Origin of the sequence: Mediterraneibacter glycyrrhizinilyticus (assembly GCF_015560805.1) — a bacterium.
GTDB classification, from domain to species: domain Bacteria; phylum Bacillota; class Clostridia; order Lachnospirales; family Lachnospiraceae; genus Schaedlerella; species Schaedlerella glycyrrhizinilytica_A.
The window spans coordinates 28,375-40,491 of the sequence record NZ_JADMSO010000001.1; the positions used below are offsets into that span (position 1 = coordinate 28,375).

13 protein-coding genes are annotated in these 12,117 nt (G+C 51.7%); 6 read left to right on the plus strand and 7 right to left on the minus strand.

The annotated features are described in order from the left end of the window. Positions 1 to 10 precede the first annotated feature (10 nt). Together I2H87_RS00140 and I2H87_RS00145 are read left to right on the plus strand one after the other, a co-directional pair. Positions 11 to 712 carry a response regulator transcription factor gene (locus I2H87_RS00140; RefSeq protein WP_117550541.1) on the plus strand — a complete coding sequence of 234 codons (702 nt, stop codon included), beginning with the start codon at positions 11 to 13 and terminating at the stop codon, positions 710 to 712. After that, the gene (locus I2H87_RS00145) at positions 705 to 2,066 is read left to right on the plus strand and encodes a sensor histidine kinase (RefSeq protein WP_195609058.1); all 1,362 of its coding nucleotides are present in this window, start codon (positions 705 to 707) and stop codon (positions 2,064 to 2,066) included. Before I2H87_RS00140 ends, I2H87_RS00145 begins: the two co-directional genes overlap by 8 nt. Here I2H87_RS00145 and I2H87_RS00150 read toward each other — a convergent pair. Genes I2H87_RS00150 through I2H87_RS00175 form a run of 6 tightly spaced genes read right to left on the minus strand, consistent with a single transcriptional unit; the run spans position 2,026 to position 7,586 of the window. Next, positions 2,026 to 2,598, minus strand: coding sequence for a cob(I)yrinic acid a,c-diamide adenosyltransferase (locus tag I2H87_RS00150; RefSeq protein WP_195609059.1), 573 nt, complete (start codon positions 2,596 to 2,598; stop codon positions 2,026 to 2,028). The genes I2H87_RS00145 and I2H87_RS00150 overlap by 41 nt on opposite strands. A 56-nt stretch (positions 2,599 to 2,654) precedes the next feature. Further along, positions 2,655 to 3,002: a glycerol dehydratase reactivase beta/small subunit family protein gene (locus tag I2H87_RS00155; protein ID WP_009267497.1), complete on the minus strand. Its 348-nt coding sequence runs from the start codon at positions 3,000 to 3,002 to the stop codon at positions 2,655 to 2,657. Continuing rightward, positions 2,999 to 4,816 carry a diol dehydratase reactivase subunit alpha gene (locus I2H87_RS00160; RefSeq protein WP_009267496.1) on the minus strand — a complete coding sequence of 606 codons (1,818 nt, stop codon included), beginning with the start codon at positions 4,814 to 4,816 and terminating at the stop codon, positions 2,999 to 3,001. Before I2H87_RS00160 ends, I2H87_RS00155 begins: the two co-directional genes overlap by 4 nt. After that, complete coding sequence (locus I2H87_RS00165; protein ID WP_009267495.1) at positions 4,813 to 5,205, minus strand: diol dehydratase small subunit; 393 nt, start codon at positions 5,203 to 5,205, stop codon at positions 4,813 to 4,815. The genes I2H87_RS00160 and I2H87_RS00165 overlap by 4 nt, the downstream gene beginning before the upstream one ends. Before the next feature lies 1 nt (position 5,206). Beyond that, complete coding sequence (locus tag I2H87_RS00170; protein WP_009267494.1) at positions 5,207 to 5,908, minus strand: propanediol/glycerol family dehydratase medium subunit; 702 nt, start codon at positions 5,906 to 5,908, stop codon at positions 5,207 to 5,209. A gap of 13 nt (positions 5,909 to 5,921) precedes the next feature. After that, a complete protein-coding gene (locus I2H87_RS00175) occupies positions 5,922 to 7,586 on the minus strand; it encodes a propanediol/glycerol family dehydratase large subunit (RefSeq protein ID WP_009267493.1) in 1,665 nt (554 codons plus the stop codon). Between the two features lie 334 nt (positions 7,587 to 7,920). On the opposite strand from I2H87_RS00175, the gene I2H87_RS00180 reads away from it, so the two are divergent. From I2H87_RS00180 to I2H87_RS00190, 3 genes are read left to right on the plus strand one after another with little or no spacing between them, the layout of a single operon-like run. Continuing rightward, the gene (locus I2H87_RS00180; RefSeq protein ID WP_147623708.1) at positions 7,921 to 9,225 is read left to right on the plus strand and encodes an amidohydrolase; all 1,305 of its coding nucleotides are present in this window, start codon (positions 7,921 to 7,923) and stop codon (positions 9,223 to 9,225) included. Continuing rightward, on the plus strand, positions 9,222 to 9,803 hold the full coding sequence (locus tag I2H87_RS00185; protein ID WP_117550728.1) for a cyclase family protein: 582 nt from the start codon (positions 9,222 to 9,224) through the stop codon (positions 9,801 to 9,803). Before I2H87_RS00180 ends, I2H87_RS00185 begins: the two co-directional genes overlap by 4 nt. A 20-nt stretch (positions 9,804 to 9,823) precedes the next feature. Next, positions 9,824 to 10,447: a Maf family protein gene (locus I2H87_RS00190; RefSeq protein ID WP_195609060.1), complete on the plus strand. Its 624-nt coding sequence runs from the start codon at positions 9,824 to 9,826 to the stop codon at positions 10,445 to 10,447. Between the two features lie 38 nt (positions 10,448 to 10,485). On the opposite strand, the gene I2H87_RS00195 is transcribed toward I2H87_RS00190, so the two are convergent. After that, on the minus strand, positions 10,486 to 11,055 hold the full coding sequence (locus I2H87_RS00195; protein ID WP_009267488.1) for a M48 family metallopeptidase: 570 nt from the start codon (positions 11,053 to 11,055) through the stop codon (positions 10,486 to 10,488). Positions 11,056 to 11,212: 157 nt separating this feature from the next. Between I2H87_RS00195 and I2H87_RS00200 the strand changes: the two genes are divergently transcribed. Then, the gene (locus tag I2H87_RS00200; RefSeq protein ID WP_009267487.1) at positions 11,213 to 12,031 is read left to right on the plus strand and encodes an HAD family hydrolase; all 819 of its coding nucleotides are present in this window, start codon (positions 11,213 to 11,215) and stop codon (positions 12,029 to 12,031) included. The last annotated feature ends 86 nt before the right edge of the window (positions 12,032 to 12,117 follow it).

Here is a 12,117-nt window from a genome sequence, read left to right on the forward strand (position 1 = left end):
AGGAAGTATGATGGAAAATTCGACAATTTTGATCGTGGACGACAATCAGGAGATCCGGGAGATCATAGAGATATTACTGACGGGCGAGGGATTTCAGGCGGTGCAGGCGAAAGACGGCATGACGGCGCTGGAACTGTTAAAAGAGCGGGAATTTGACCTGATCATTCTGGATATTATGATGCCGGGGATGAACGGCTATCAGACGTGTCTGGAAATCCGCAAAATGAGCAATGCGCCGATCTTGTTTTTGAGCGCCAGAACAAAGGACAGCGACAAGACGCTGGGATTTTCAAGCGGCGGAGACGATTATCTTCCGAAACCGTTTTCTTATAATGAATTGCTGAACCGTGTAAAAGCTTTGATCCGCCGTTATCATGTATATAAAGGAAAAGAAGAGACAGACGACAGATCCCGTACATTACAGTACCAGCAGTTAAAGATCGACGAATCGGTCGGACAGGTCACGAAAAACGGGATTTCCATCGAACTTACCGACACCGAATACCGGATCCTTTTACTTTTTCTGAAGAACCGGGGGCAGATTTTTTCAGCCGAACGACTCTATGAAGCAATCTGGGAAGAACCATATTATTACGGAGCCAACAATACCGTGATGGTGCATATCCGGAATCTGCGAAAGAAGATCGAGGACGACGCGAATAAGCCGGGGGTGATCAAAACAGTATGGGGAAAGGGGTACCGATGTGACTGAGAGACTGAAAAATGTAAAGATACGCACGAAGTTTGCGGGACTTTTGATCCTTACGGGGGTCGTCAGCGTTACGTTGTTTGAGTTTATGTGGTATAAGAAATGGAATGTATACGAATTTTTAAAACCGGTTTTTCATCTGGCTTCTCCACATGGCGATTATGATTTTTTTGATCTTCTCGTAGAGGAAGCGCCGAAATATGATGTTCCAAAATCGGAAGAGGATACTGAAGCCATTGAGAAGATCCAGCCGTTTTTAGAACTTGCCGATGATTATACAAGTCTCTATATCTATGGAAGCGATGGGACTTTTCGCGCAGGAAAATGGGCAAAGATCATGGATGACAGTCTTTTCCGGGCATTTTTTGATCTTGGTTATCAGCTTACAGGCGGTGTCGGAGAGGGATACAGAGAACTGAATCTGGAATTTCGTAACGGAAAAGCAAATGTTATGATCTTCTACTATCACAATATCGGATTCCTTTATCCGTATGCGGTTTTTTGTGTTCTGCTGTCGGGGCTGCTGTTTTTGATCGTGATCTTATATTTTATTTCCCGGAAAATGAAGCAGGTTTCACAGATCGAGACGAGTATCCTGCAGATGGCTTCCGGAGATCTGACAACGCCTACGCCGAAATACGGCGGAGATGAGATCGGAATTTTGTCGTCGGAACTGGACAAACTCCGGATCACATTGAACGATACGCTCAGGCAGGAGCAGGAGAGCCGGCAGGCGAATCAGGATCTGATCACCGCGATGTCCCACGACCTGCGGACGCCGCTTACGATCCTGAACGGGTATCTGGAAGTCTTAAAATTAGGGAAAATGCCGGATATGCAGGACGAGTATCTGGATCGGTGCCTGCAAAAGACAAAAGATATCAAAGAACTGACAGACCGGATGTTTGAATATGCGCTCGTATTTGAAGAAATAGAAATCCCAAAGACCGTTCCTGTTCCGTATACATTTTTCCGGGAATGTCTTTGGGAAAATTGCGATTTTATCCAGCTTGCCGGATTTCAGTGTTCCGTTGAAGAAAAATGTCCGGACTGCACGCTTTCGTTTGCCGGAGATGAGACGATGCTGAAACGGATCTTCAATAATTTATTCTCCAACATTTTAAAATATGGTGAAAAAGCAGTCCCAGTCTCACTTTCCCTTACGATCGAGGAGGGAGAACTGAAAATCCAGCTGAAAAATAAAGTGAAAAAAGTAAGCGCCGATATTGAAAGCAACCACATCGGATTAAAAAGTGTGGAAAAAATGATGGCGCTTCTCGGCGGCAGAATGCTTTGCTCGGAAAACGCTCAGGAGTTTACCGTGCGGCTTTCGTTTCTCTCATCACATTCCGAATGACTTCCTGCCGGATCGCTTCTTCCGGGCAGGATACACTCCGGTAGTCGCTGTACCGGGCCGCTACATACAGATAGTCGGACAGGCGGTTTAAATACTGCATCGCTTTATTGTCTGCGCCGTAGTACTGTGCCACTTTCCGGAAACGACGTTCGGCGCGTCTTGTAATGGCGCGCGCCATATCCAGTCGGGCGGAAAGTTCACATCCGCCGTACAGAACAAATTCTTTCGCGCGGGGGAACGAGGCTTCCATATGGTCGATCCCCTCTTCCAGTGCGAGGATCTCCTCTTTCGGGCATCGGTAGTCCAGATTCCGGGGATCGGCGATCCCTGCCATGATCTGCATGAGCTGTCTTTGGATCTGGGATAAATGTTCTTTGAGACTGTCTTCGCTGATGACTTTTGCAAGTCCGAGCGCGCTGTTCAATTCGTCGATCGTTCCCAGCAGTTCGATGCGGTCGTCGGATTTGGAAACGCTGATGCCGTTCATCAGCGACGTTGTTCCGCTGTCTCCACGTTTGGTATAAATACTCATTTTTGATTGACTCCCCTTATGAAATCGGTTGGTTTTTATGTTATATGAAACGTATACTATTTAAAAGGCATTTTTTTGATCGCCCGGGCGCTGTTGGCGCCAAGTTTCCGGCACTGCGCCTGAGTCGGTACATGATAGGATTCAACGCAGCGGTCGACGGAAAGTCCGCGCATCTGCAAGGCGGCGTCTCTTTGGCTGACGCCGATCCCGGAGCCGAGCATCGAATCCTGCGCTGCCTGCCAGGCAAAACGGGCGGCAGTACTGCGGGCATCCTTAGGAACAAGAGTTTGCTCTTTGATCTCATAGAAAACACCCTCTTCTTCTATTCCGGCACAGATTTCCCGGAGGATTTCTCTGTCCGGTTCCGATGTATAGATGAAAATGGCAGGTTTTTTGACGATCATTTCTGTTCTCCTATATATGAAAGTACGAGTCCGGTCGCAACGGCGTTGCGCGGTCCCTCGCTGCCCCGGACGTTTCCGCGTCCGCAGACGATCCGGTATCCGGCAAATTCTTCCATCAGCATTTCCGGGATCTCGAAATCTTCCGCCGATCCGCCCACGAGTACGACGTTGGAAATCTTGCGGAGATCGTGACCGGGCGCGACTTTTTTCAGTGCGCGGAATGCATTGGTCACAAATACTTTTCGTTTTGCTTCACGGCGCACTGCCGCGATTTTTTCCATCGGAATATCCTGCTCGATACGGATCAGCCCGTCTTCGGCGAGCAATACGACCCGTCCGTAGAACCGGGGATCGATGGAATCTTCCACAAATGTCATCTGTCCGTTTTCCATGCGCATATGGAACAGACTTTCCACTTTGGCGAGCGGATATTTTTTAATCTGCTCTGCCATATGGCGGTCGCCCAGTCCGAGTTCGGTCTCGATCAGCATGGAAACAAGTTCGCCCGCGCCTGCCTGATGGGTCATCGTGACTTCTCCGGTCTCGGAAATGACGGCGGCATCGGTAGAGCCTCCGCCCATATCGAGGATTGCCAGAGGAAGTTTGGTTCCCGGGGTTGTCAGCGCGCCAAGGCTTGCCATGACTGCTTCCACACCCGCAACCGTGACGGCGACTCCGAGTTCTGCGCGGAGCCGGTCCGCGATTTCCTGCATCGGAAGTTTTTGGGTTTTTACCATCGCTGCAATGCCGACGGCTTTTTCCAGACAGGTTTCCCCGGCCAGCGCACCGGAGATCAGAACCGGCGCAAGCGTGTCCACTGCCAGCAGATCGGTAATACGCACATCGGCATCCGCAGTCGGATCCAGTTCGCTCATTCCTTTGCGGATGCGGTTTAACATGTTTCCGACATTGGTATCGGGCTGTCCGCTGATGTCCTGAATATCTCCGGCATCTGCAAGCGCCTGCATGATCTTTTCCGCGCCCTCGTCCAGATTGACCGAGGTTACGGCTCCTGCATGGAAATAAAGTTCCCCGGCAGGGAGGATATTTTCATGGACGTCGCCGCCCGGCGTCTTCAACACAACGGCGCTTCGTTTTCCGATCAGGCTTTTGGCGATCGGTGTGACTGTGCGCGTCTCTTCGGCATTTAGCCCAAGCAGGGTCGCGATCCCGTATGGATTGGAGAGCATCCGGACCGTCTGTCCCGGCAACGCCACTTCGATGGCGGCGGATACGCCGTTCGGCAGTTTGTCGATCCGCGCCACCTCGTCGACGATCGGCAGTTTCTTGTTCAGACGGTTCTCAACAAGAACCGCTTCGTCCGCCTGGAGGATCACGCCGGTAATGGTGATTTCATCGGACACGGCGTTGATCTTTGCTGCGATTTCTTCATATGTATATGTAGCGGATGCGGCAACGATATATGGAACGCCGCGCTCGGCACGGGAGAGATCCTCCAGAAGAAGAATCTTTCCCACAGCCTGTCCGGCTCCGGCGGGGGTGGAGGGATTGTGCCCGATCATCGATGAATCGGTGATGATCGTCTCGGTCAGCGTCTCCATCGCGGTATCGCCGATGACCGGCGCGGCCTCGTTGAGACGGATGCAGGAAAGCGCGTCGATCTCCTGACCAATCTGTGCCATCGCCTGCTTCAGCGCGGCTTTGATCCCATGCACATTGGCAGGGGTTCCCTTTGTCCCGGTGGTCGGGCAGGAAGCGCTCGTCAGGAAATGAACGGTCCCGGCAGCGCCGACTTCTCCGACACATACTTCAGTTGTTGAATTTCCGATATCGATTCCGGCAATATAACTCAACGTAAGATCCCTCTCTTTTCATACACTTCGGCTGCTTCCATTACGAGTTTCGCACAGTTCTTTGCATTGTATTTTTCCAGAAGTTCCTGCGCCATCATGACCAGTTCCAGCTTGGTAGAACGGTTCGGGCGGAGTTTGTCGTACATTTTCAAAATGACTTCGTCGGGCACGTCGACTAACTCAGCGGCGCGCTCAAAATTCTTTTCCATCGGATCGTTTCCGGCTTCTTTGGCTACCTGACCCTGTGCCTTTAACATTTCCCGGGAAATCTTGATGTCATCGGCGGAAATGTGGTTCTTCATCACTTCATCGAGTGTGATATCGGTCAGTTTCATTCCGGTCTTGGAAGTGATCCGTTCTTTTTCGTGTTCGCCTAAAGGATACTGCATCTTATTTTCCCTCCCATTCGATATTGCCGTTTTCCGGATCCAATTGTTCCGTCTCCGCAATGTGCATCAGGGCGGCTTTGACCTGATATTTCGGACGGGACATCGGATCGTTCGTACAAGGGATCGGCACAACCTGTTCGCCTTTGACATATTTGGCGGCGTTCTGTCCGATCTTTCGGTAAGTAGCGAGGTCCATCAGCGGCGCCTGTGGAAACAATTCCAGATTGGAGAGCGGATAGAGATCTCTCTGGTGAATGACGGTCGTTCCTTTGGACTGGATGCCGATGCCGATTCCGGAACCGGACAGTTTGGCAGCTTCCAGCGCCATAAAGCAGACGTCCGAGGTGTCGAGGATCTTGACCACGCGGGCGTTCATCCCCTCTTCTTCGATGCCGGCTTTGACATTGGTAAGTACGTCGTCCAACGGGATCCCGCAGATGGTCTTTTTGATCTCACGCTGAAATGCGGCGCCGACTCCGATCACGACTTCTTTCGGATCGCTTCCCTGCGCGGCTTTTGGATATCCGGAGTAGTCGGTCTTTTCCGGGTTGATGCGGTCTCTTCCCGCCATGGACGGAACCGGGGCGGAAGCGGCAGTGGATGCACAGTCCGAAGAGCTGACGCATGGATCTTCACTGCGCCGCTGCATTTCGGTCATAACGGCATTGGTTATCTGTTTGATTAAATCTTCACTGATCTGCATAATCGGGCTCCTCCTATATATCCTGCGGGTTGATGATGTGCGGGATCCGCTTGATCTCTTCCCAGCGTTCTCCCTCTACACGATAGCCGGTTCCCGGTCCCATGTAGTCGTTCGGTGTGTTGACGCCGGAGAGAACGTGGAAATCGCGGTCCAGAATCGCGGAAGTCTGCATATAGTCGCCGACGACGCGCTGCTTTAACATGTTCAATACACTCTCGGCGAGGTCTTCGTATCCGGTCTCGGCAAGTGCTTTGACAATGTCCACGCCCGTGATGCCGCGTTTGAGTACGTCCTCCGCGGCCATCAGATCGGCGGTGACGTCGCGGGGCAGGGTGTCTTTGCTGCCGTGCGCGTAAGTCACGGCTTCCACCTGCTCGTCCGAGATCGGGGAAAGTCCCAGCTGACGGAAGACAGCCTGCACGGCTTTTCCGGCTTTGCGGCGGACGCGGATCACTTCCTCCTCCGTAACCGGACGGAGACCGCCGTCAACCTGCATATCTCTCTGCAATACATTGTAATCGTCAAAATCTTCCGCATCAAAGTTAGAACCCGCGAACATGTTGTCGTAGTTCGGCTCTGCGGCATATCCCGAGAAAATGAAATCCGTACCCGGCAAAAACTGCAGCATCGTGCGCGCAGTCCTGCGCATATCGGAATTGGAGAAGCTCTGGTCGTTGGAAGAAGCGCATTCCAATCCTAACAGTGCTGCGACGAGATTCTCTCCGATGACTTCGCGGATTCCGCCCGGTACTGCGCCCGGCACACCGATACAGCTTACGGAACCGTTCTGGATGCCCTGGCTTCCCGCGCCTTTTGTCGCATAGAGACAGCGGCATTCGAGATAGAGCATGGATTTCTTCTCGCTGTTGCCCATCAGAACTTCGGAACCGGAACCGGAGGTGAAACGGACCTTCAGACCTCTGGATGCATACGCGGAATTTAAAAATGCCTTGGAATACGGTGTGTCGTCTCCGTCGATGAATACTTTTTCCGTACCGTAGACAGAAAGGGTCTCGGCATAGGTCGTCAGACCGCGGATCCCGAGCTCCAATTCGGTCGCTTCCTCGGCGGAGCACTGGGTCAGCACGCCCGGACGTCCGGCTTGCGAACCGATCAGCAACGCGATCGAACTAAGCGGCGCATACCGTGCTACGCCCATGGTCGTCTCTTCCTCGGCAAATCCACGGAGCGCGCCCTCCGCCGCGTCGGCTGCGATCTGCACCGGATCGTCTTTTAAGTTGGTGATGTGCGCCTGATTTCCGGGCGTCTTTCTTGCACGCATTTTCTGCATCCCCATCATCAGTTCCACGACATTGAGATGATTGATCACTTCGGTCATGCGCGCCGGGGTGATACCGGAGATCAGGGTGAGGATTTCCTTTCTGGAAACGTGGATGTCCACGATCATCCGCGCAATGTCTAAAGCCGGGACGCTCATGGAACGTTCTGCCAGCTCGATGTTGATCGCGTAATCGGCGATAAACTGGTCGATAAAGTCAAAATCTTCTCTCTTTTTTCCGTCAAGTTCTACGATTTTTCCGTTTTCGACCCGCACGGACGGTTCCGGATCATAAGGACTGGACATGGCGGCAAACCCCATCTCCGGCCATTCATTGATGTAGCCGTCCAGATTGACAGGTCGCTTGTCCAGGGTCTCGATTCGTTTTGATCTTTTCATGCTTTTTACTCCCTCTTTGTTGGATTCTGCCGTATGTTCGATATAGGTCAGATGCCGGATTGCGGGAACGGAATGCGCGGAGCAGTCCGTCAGGCATCTCTTACTCCCTATTATATATTAAAACCAAGGAAATAGCAATGTTATGTTGGAAAAAATGAGCACGAAACCACAAAAGCGAAAGATAAAAACCACATAAAACCACATTTTTGAATGAAATACGGAAAATTTTGTTCCGGTCTTTCGGAAATGGGATGCGAAAAGGGCAGAAATCCGTCTCTCCGATTGAGAAATCCGGGGGATTGTGTTATAAAGATGTATAGAGATTGGAGGAATCATGATGGGAACACTTGCAGCAGAGATGATCGGAAAATGGATGAAAGAATATGAGGGAAAACTTCTGGACACGGCAGATTTTATTTTCTGTCATCCGGAAGTTTCTTTGAAAGAGAAAGCGTCATCCCGCGCTCTTGCCGGATGTCTGGAACAGATGGGATTCTCGGTACAGTGGGAGCTTGCCGGATTTGAGACGGCGTTTGCCGCACAATGGGGAAGCGGACATCCGGTGATCGGATTTCTTGCGGAATACGATGCGCTTCCGGGACTGGGACAGGAAGTAACTGCGACACATGCGCCGACCGGGGAGGCAGGTCACGGATGCGGGCACAATCTGCTCGGAACGGCTTGCGCCGGAGCGGCAGGAGCATTGAAAGCGTGGATGGAAAAAGAGCGGATTCCGGGAACGATCCGGGTTTACGGCTGTCCGGCGGAAGAGATCGTGGTCGGAAAGATCCGGATGAACGAAGCCGGAGTGTTTGATGATCTGGACGTGGCGGTGACGTGGCATCCGTTTGATCGGAACCGGGTCAGCTACGATATCTGGCAGGCGCAGGACATCAAGAACTATCGGTTCTACGGGACGGCGGCGCATGCGTCAAAGCATCCCGAGCTGGGGCGGAGCGCGCTGGATGCGGCGGAACTGATGAATGTGGGCGTGAATTATTTGCGGGAACATGTGGCGGACGATGTGCGGATGCATTATACTTATACGAATACAGACGGTCCGGCGAATATCGTGCCGGATCATGCGGCGACGAATTATTTTATCCGCTCTTCCAAATGGGAACGCACCGAAGATGCGTCGAGCCGTGTGGACGATTGTGCCCGCGGAGCGGCGATCATGACCGGAACCCGGGTGGAGATCGAGCGCGTGACGAAGAACAAGGAGATGAAAGTGAACCGGACGCTTGCCGAAACATTTTACCATGCAATGGAGGAAGTACCTGTTCCGGAATATACCGGAGAAGAACTGGAATTTGCGGCGAAGATCAGCAAGGAAGCCGGGCTTGCCAACGACGGTGTTTATTTTACCGGGCTGGAACCGCTGGAGGCGGAACCGGTACGGCTCGCGATCGGTACGGATGTGTCGGATGTCAGCCATACAGTGCCGACCGTGATGCTGAGCGCGGCGGCAATGTGTAAGGGGACGCCGCTGCATCATTGGGCGGCAACGGCGCAGGCAGGAATGAGTATCGGTACAAAGGGAATGCTTTATGCGGCGGAATGTATGGCGCTGGGATGCGCAAAATTACTGGAAGATCCGAAATGTCTGGAAAAAGTATGGGAGGAACACAGGAAATGAAATTTTACGATATTACAAGAGAATTGTTCAGTACGCCGGTGTACCCGGGAGATCCGGTGCCGGAGCATGAATGGCTGAAACAGATCAAGAACGGAGATTCGTCTAATTTAACGTATTTGAAGTTATGCGCACATAATGCGACACATATGGATGCGCCGAGGCACTTTGTGGAGGGAGGACGCACGATCGATGAGCTGGAACTCTCTCAGGTGATGGGAATGTGTAGCGTTGTGGAGTATGATGGAATGCTGGATGCAAATACTGCGCGGGCATTGATCTGCGGAAAAGAAAAAAAGATACTTCTCAAAGGAAATCGTTGTGTATTTCATGAGGAAACGGCACAGGTATTTGCCGACGCGGGAATCGAACTTCTAGGAGTGGAACGGCAGACCGTAGGTCCGGACGGGGATACAAAAGGCGTGCATGAGATTTTGCTCGGGGCGGATATGGCGCTGATCGAGGGACTTTGTCTCGACGGAGTCGAACCGGGGGATTATTTCCTGTGCGCACAGCCGCTCAAACTGGCAGGCGTGGAGGGATCGCCGTGCCGCGCGGTTCTGATAAAAGAAGTAGAATGATGCAGTGACGGGAGAAATCTATGAAAAAAATTATTTTAGGATCGGCGTCCCCGAGACGGCGGGAACTGCTGGAACAGATCGGGATAGAATTTGAGGTAAAAGTCAGCAGCAGGGAAGAGATTTACACGGCGACAGAGCCGGAAGCGATCGTTAAAGAGCTGGCATTGGAGAAAGCAAGCCATGTGTCGGAAGATATCCGGGAAAGCAAAGAAGCGCGGAAAAAGATGCTCGTCATCGGCGCAGATACGGTCGTGGTGCTGGATGGGAAAATACTCGGGAAGCCGAAAGACGAGGCGGATGCATTTCAGATGCTCTCAGCGCTTCAGGGGCGTGCGCATCAGGTGTACACCGGAGTGGCGATGCTGGATTATGATGAAAACGGGAACAGCAGGAGTATTTGTGACGCAAAAAGGACGGACGTATATGTCCATGCGATGACGGAAGCGGAAATCCGCTGTTACATTGACACAGGGGAACCGATGGACAAGGCGGGAAGCTACGGGATCCAAGGGAAATTTGCTCCGTTTATCGACCGGATCGAGGGAGACTATTATAATGTGGTCGGTCTGCCGGTTGCCTATGTATATCAGACGTTCAAGGAACTGGGGGTATTCGGGCAGGCAGACGAAAGTGAGAAGAGATGAAAAATCCGGAAAAGTCCGGAAAAATCGGAAAAGAGCACTTATTTTCGCAGCCAGAGCTGATGACCGTTTTCGCGGAGCCATTTTTGCGAAGAACGGTAGTCCGGAAGAACTTGTTCGACGATGGCATAAAAAGCGGCGGAGTGGTTCATCTCTTTGCGGTGAGCCAGTTCGTGTACGACGACATAATCGAGCACTGCAGGGGGTGCGAAGATCAGCCGCCAGTTAAAATTTAAGTTGCCGGCGCTGCTGCAGCTTCCCCAGCGTGTTTTCTGCTCGCGGATGGAGATACGACCGTAAGAGACGTTCATCCGGTCGGCATAGAAGCACACTTGTCTTGTGAAGATCTCGCGCGCCATGTGGATGTAACGGCGGCGTTCTGAATCGGAAAGCGGCGCAGATGCCGGATCGGAAGCGGAGGTGCCAGTCTGCGTCATGTTGCGCAGATGCTTCAATACCCAGGATTCTTTTTCCGTGAGAAAGGATTCGATCTCGGCGCGGGACATCTGCCGCGGGGCGCGTACACGCACCCGGCTGTCCGATGTGATCTGGATCGCCAGTGTTTTGCGGTTACTGTATATGATTTCGTAAGGAAATGGATGCTGATACATGAAATATTCTCCTGTCTGTGGGATGGAATCTTTAGGGATGACGGATCGTATGGGAATCCGATATCCCAGTGAGGAGTGTAGCAGGGAATATAAGGAAATGCAATGAGAAATCAAGTAGCAAAGTGTGAAAAAATAGTAAAAAAAGGAATAGACGGAAATGATAAAATTACTTGCAGTAGATATGGATGGAACCTGTCTGGATCCAAAGAGCCGGATGACGGATGCGACGCTCGGCGCGTTGTCTCTGGCGGCGAAAGCCGGAATCCGGGTTGTTCCGACAACCGGGCGTACATTGGGGTGTCTTCCCCACCGATTGGTCGGACGGAGTGATATATTCCGTTATGTGATCACGTCTAACGGTGCGAAAGTGACCGATCTTCAGACGAAACGGACGGTATTTCGGGCGGATATCAAAAAAGAGAGTGCGCTTTCTCTGTTGGAGGAAGTAAAAAATACGAAAGGGCTGCATGTTGGGATCACTTCCCATGTGCATCACGAGTATCTTTTACAGGGACAGATCCTCGTGCTTCTCGGGAGAGTGATTTACGGAAAAGATGCCCGTCAGGTGAGGCGGGTTACAGATATGATGAAAGAAATTGCCGGAACACGGCACGGTATTGAGGAGATCCAGTTTTATTTTCTCGGAAAAAATGCGCGGGAGATGACAAAGGGGATCTTGGCGCGTTATGCGGATCTGTCGGCGGCTTATACCGACCAATATGTGGAGATTTTTTCAAAACAGGCGTCCAAAGGAACGGCGCTGTGTGCATTGGCACAGGAGCTGGGCATAGAACGCTCGGAGATCGCATGTATCGGAGACGGAGAAAATGATCTGACGATGTTTCGGGCAGCAGGCATGAAGATGGCGATGGGAAACGCGGTTGAGGAATTAAAACGGGCGGCAGATATCGTGCTTCCGTCTAATGAAAAAGACGGCGCGGCGGAGGGGATTTTGCGATGTGTGAACGACAGATGATCCTTTTGGATGGAAGAAGATGCTTATTTGATGAAAATCGTTGCTTCTGAAACTATAAAATGTTAAAATACGATGAAATTCTTAAT

Bases quoted from the DNA above. Each gene is read 5' to 3' on its own strand.
- I2H87_RS00140 (WP_117550541.1), top strand. From the start codon at position 11: ATGGAAAATTCGACAATTTTGATCGTGGACGACAATCAGGAGATCCGG.
- I2H87_RS00150 (WP_195609059.1), bottom strand. From the start codon at position 2,598: ATGAGTATTTATACCAAACGTGGAGACAGCGGAACAACGTCGCTGATG.
- I2H87_RS00155 (WP_009267497.1), bottom strand. From the start codon at position 3,002: ATGATCGTCAAAAAACCTGCCATTTTCATCTATACATCGGAACCGGAC.
- I2H87_RS00165 (WP_009267495.1), bottom strand. From the start codon at position 5,205: ATGCAGTATCCTTTAGGCGAACACGAAAAAGAACGGATCACTTCCAAG.
- I2H87_RS00170 (WP_009267494.1), bottom strand. From the start codon at position 5,908: ATGCAGATCAGTGAAGATTTAATCAAACAGATAACCAATGCCGTTATG.
- I2H87_RS00175 (WP_009267493.1), bottom strand. From the start codon at position 7,586: ATGAAAAGATCAAAACGAATCGAGACCCTGGACAAGCGACCTGTCAAT.
- I2H87_RS00180 (WP_147623708.1), top strand. From the start codon at position 7,921: ATGATGGGAACACTTGCAGCAGAGATGATCGGAAAATGGATGAAAGAA.
- I2H87_RS00185 (WP_117550728.1), top strand. From the start codon at position 9,222: ATGAAATTTTACGATATTACAAGAGAATTGTTCAGTACGCCGGTGTAC.
- I2H87_RS00190 (WP_195609060.1), top strand. From the start codon at position 9,824: ATGAAAAAAATTATTTTAGGATCGGCGTCCCCGAGACGGCGGGAACTG.
- I2H87_RS00195 (WP_009267488.1), bottom strand. From the start codon at position 11,055: ATGTATCAGCATCCATTTCCTTACGAAATCATATACAGTAACCGCAAA.
- I2H87_RS00200 (WP_009267487.1), top strand. From the start codon at position 11,213: ATGATAAAATTACTTGCAGTAGATATGGATGGAACCTGTCTGGATCCA.